The organism is Olsenella phocaeensis (genome assembly GCF_900120385.1).
Classification (GTDB): Bacteria; Actinomycetota; Coriobacteriia; order Coriobacteriales; family Atopobiaceae; genus Olsenella_I; species Olsenella_I phocaeensis.
In genome coordinates, this window is the sequence record NZ_LT635494.1 from 956,576 (window position 1) to 959,416 (window position 2,841).

The following is a 2,841-nucleotide window of genomic DNA, read 5'->3' on the forward strand; positions in this document are numbered from 1 at the left end:
GGGCTCGTGGTGGCCGACGTCGCCGCGGAGGACGGCTGGGTGCGCGTCAACGGTTGGCGCGACGGTGCTGGACTCCTCCTGGACGAGCTCCTCGTCGAGCTCGCGGGCATGGGCTACCGCCACCTGGTGCTCACGGACGTCGCGCGCGACGGCATGCAGACCGGCATCGACCTGGGGCTCTACCGCCACGCGGCAGAGGTGGCCGGGTTTCCCGTGGTCGCCTCGGGTGGCATCGCGGGTCTGGGCGACCTGCGCGCCCTCGCGACGGCGGGCGGGGACGTGGTCGAGGGCGCCATCGTGGGGCGCGCCCTCTACGAGGGAAGCTTCACGCTGGAGGAGGCCCTGGCGGTCGCGTGCCCAGGCCCCTCTCGCCAGAACGAGGACGGAGGCCCGGCATGCTGACCAAGAGGGTCATCCCCTGCCTGGACGTGAAGGACGGGCGCGTCGTGAAGGGCGTCAACTTCGTGGGGCTGCGCGACGCCGGCGACCCCGTGGAGCTGGCGCGCGCCTACGACCGCGAGGGCGCCGACGAGGTGGTCTTCCTGGACATCACGGCCACCTCGGACGACCGCTCCACCACCGTGGGCCTTGCCGCCCGCGCGGCCGAGGAGCTGCGCATCCCCTATGCCGTGGGCGGGGGCTTCCGGGACGTCGCGGGCATGAGGCGGATGATCGCCGCGGGGGCCGACAAGGTCTCGGTCAACTCCGCGGCCGTGCGCGACCCCGGGCTGGTCTCGGCCGCCGCCTCGGCCTTTGGCAGCCAGGCGGTGGTATGCGCCATCGACGCCCGGCGCGTGGGAGCCCAGGACCGCTGGGAGGTCTATGTGGCGGGCGGGCGCGCGGCGACGGGGCTCGACGCCATCGAGTGGGCGCGCGAGGTGGAGCGCCGCGGCGCGGGAGAGATCCTGCTCACGAGCATGGACCGGGACGGCACAAAGGAGGGCTTCGACCTGGCTCTTACGCGCGCCGTGGCCCGTGCCGTGCGGATTCCCGTCATAGCCTCCGGCGGTGTGGGCAGCCTGGAGCACTTCGCCGAGGGCGTCATCGAGGGGGAGGCCGACGCCGTGCTGGCGGCGAGCGTCTTCCACTTCGGGACCTACAGTATCCGGCAGGTCAAGGAGTACATGGCAGCCCAGGGCATCCCCGTGCGCCTGGACTTCTAGGGAGGAGGGAGGCGCCTCTCCCCAGGCCCTCCTCGGGCCGGACGCCGTCGGGGCGGACTTGTCGCGTGGCTACCGTTCAGGACTCGCTTGAGATTGCAGAATCTTGCGAACTCGGGCGAGTTCTGAACGATTGGCCAACTCATGCAGGCCCTTCTAGCTGCCACCCAAGGCCACGTTGGCCGAAACGACCCTCCGCGCCCTTGTTGGTGGTGGTCCCCCCGCCTATCGTGACGGCACCTTGAGGCCCGACACGAGGAGGGGAGAGGGACGAGCGTCTACGTGAGCCACCATAGCGCCCTGTGGTTCTGGGCCGAGCATGCCGCCCGGGGCAGAAGGCCGCCGTCACGTTGCACCAGGGGGCTTGGGGACGCCCGTGCCGGGTCAGCGACACTCGAATCGCTGCGGAATCTGGGAATCTTGCGACGAGGGCGCCCGGTCGACCTTCTCGTCGCGTCACAGGGCCAGCGCCGAAACGGCTCCGGCGTTCGTTGCCATTGCCTGTCGGGCGAGCTGCCGCGCCGGAGCTTCTCCGAGCTCGCCCCGAACGTCTACGTCTGCGTCCCCGAGCTCTGTTTCCTGCAGCTTGCGGGGAGCCATTCTCCCGTCGACCTCCTGCGGCTGGGCATGGAGCTGTGCGGGCACTACTCCCTGGCGGAGGGCCGCCGTGGCTTCCTGGACAGGCCCCCTCTCTGCTCGAGGGCTGGCCTGCTCGCCTATCTGGACGCGGTGCATGCAACGCGCGGCGTCGCCAAGGCCCGGCGCGCGGCGGGGCTCGTCATCGACGGTTCCGCCTCGCCCATGGAAAGCTCCCTGGCGCTGCTCCTGTGCCTCCCGACCCGCTGGGGAGGCTACGGGCTGCCCCGCCCCATCCTCAACGGCCCGCTGACGCCTGTNGGAGTACCACGGGGAGTTTGGGCGTGACCTGTCGAGGGTCCTTGGCCTCAGGCGCGACGGCTGGCGAGTCGAGCTCGTGGGGATTGGCCAGCTTAGAAACCAGGCGGCTGCGACCGAGCTCGCAAGGAGGCTGAATCGACACCTACGCGGGCGCGACCTGGTGCTGCCCCCTTCCAAGGAGGGCAAGAGGACCCTGCTCAGGGAGTCGCTGCTTCCCTTCGGACATGTATGGGACGACGAGGGGAATGCGATGCCCTCCCTTCGACCCAGCTGGGTTCTTCCCGCATCAGGCTCTCTCTAGATGCCCCAACCGTTCAGGACTCGCCCGAGTTCGCAAGATCCTGCCGGCTCGGGCGCGTTCTGAACGATGCGCCGCCTAGGAAGACCCTCCAGCAAGTCTGAGCTCCAGCCGGCCCTGACCCAGCTGCGCTCGCAGGGGACTCCCGAGCTCGTCCCGCTCCTCGGGGAAGTCCGCCCGGAAGTGGCTCCCGCGGCTCTCGGCGCGTTCCAGCATCATGCGGGCCATGACCTCGGCGCAGAGGAGCTCCGCACGAACCTGGGCGGTCTGGGCCATGCGACGCGCGTCAACGGACGCGGTCGAGGTCACCGCGAGCTCCCCGCGCAACCCTCCCAGCGCGTGCAGCACGTGTCCCAGGCCATGGGCGTCGCGGGGGAAGAGGCAGCCCTCGGCCATGACCTGTCGCAGCTCCCGCGCCGCCTTGGGCGCCAGGGGAGAGGAGCTCGACCTCAGCTCCAGCGCCTCGCCCGCACCAGCCGCCGCCAC

2 protein-coding genes and 1 pseudogene are annotated in these 2,841 nt (G+C 70.8%); 2 read left to right on the top strand and 1 reads right to left on the bottom strand.

The annotated features are described in order from the left end of the window. Together BQ7388_RS04505 and hisF are read left to right on the top strand one after the other, a co-directional pair. The coding region (locus BQ7388_RS04505) for a HisA/HisF-related TIM barrel protein (RefSeq protein ID WP_234946850.1) at positions 1 to 402 on the top strand (402 nt) is incomplete at its 5' end. Then, complete coding sequence (hisF, locus tag BQ7388_RS04510) at positions 396 to 1,163, top strand: imidazole glycerol phosphate synthase subunit HisF (protein ID WP_062529736.1); 768 nt, start codon at positions 396 to 398, stop codon at positions 1,161 to 1,163. The genes BQ7388_RS04505 and hisF, both read left to right, overlap by 7 nt. Before the next feature lie 1,270 nt (positions 1,164 to 2,433). On the opposite strand, the pseudogene BQ7388_RS04520 reads toward hisF, so the two are convergent. After that, positions 2,434 to 2,841 (bottom strand): annotated as a pseudogene (locus BQ7388_RS04520) (hypothetical protein); the annotation flags it as partial.

Bases quoted from the DNA above. Each gene is read 5' to 3' on its own strand.
- hisF (WP_062529736.1), top strand. From the start codon at position 396: ATGCTGACCAAGAGGGTCATCCCCTGCCTGGACGTGAAGGACGGGCGC.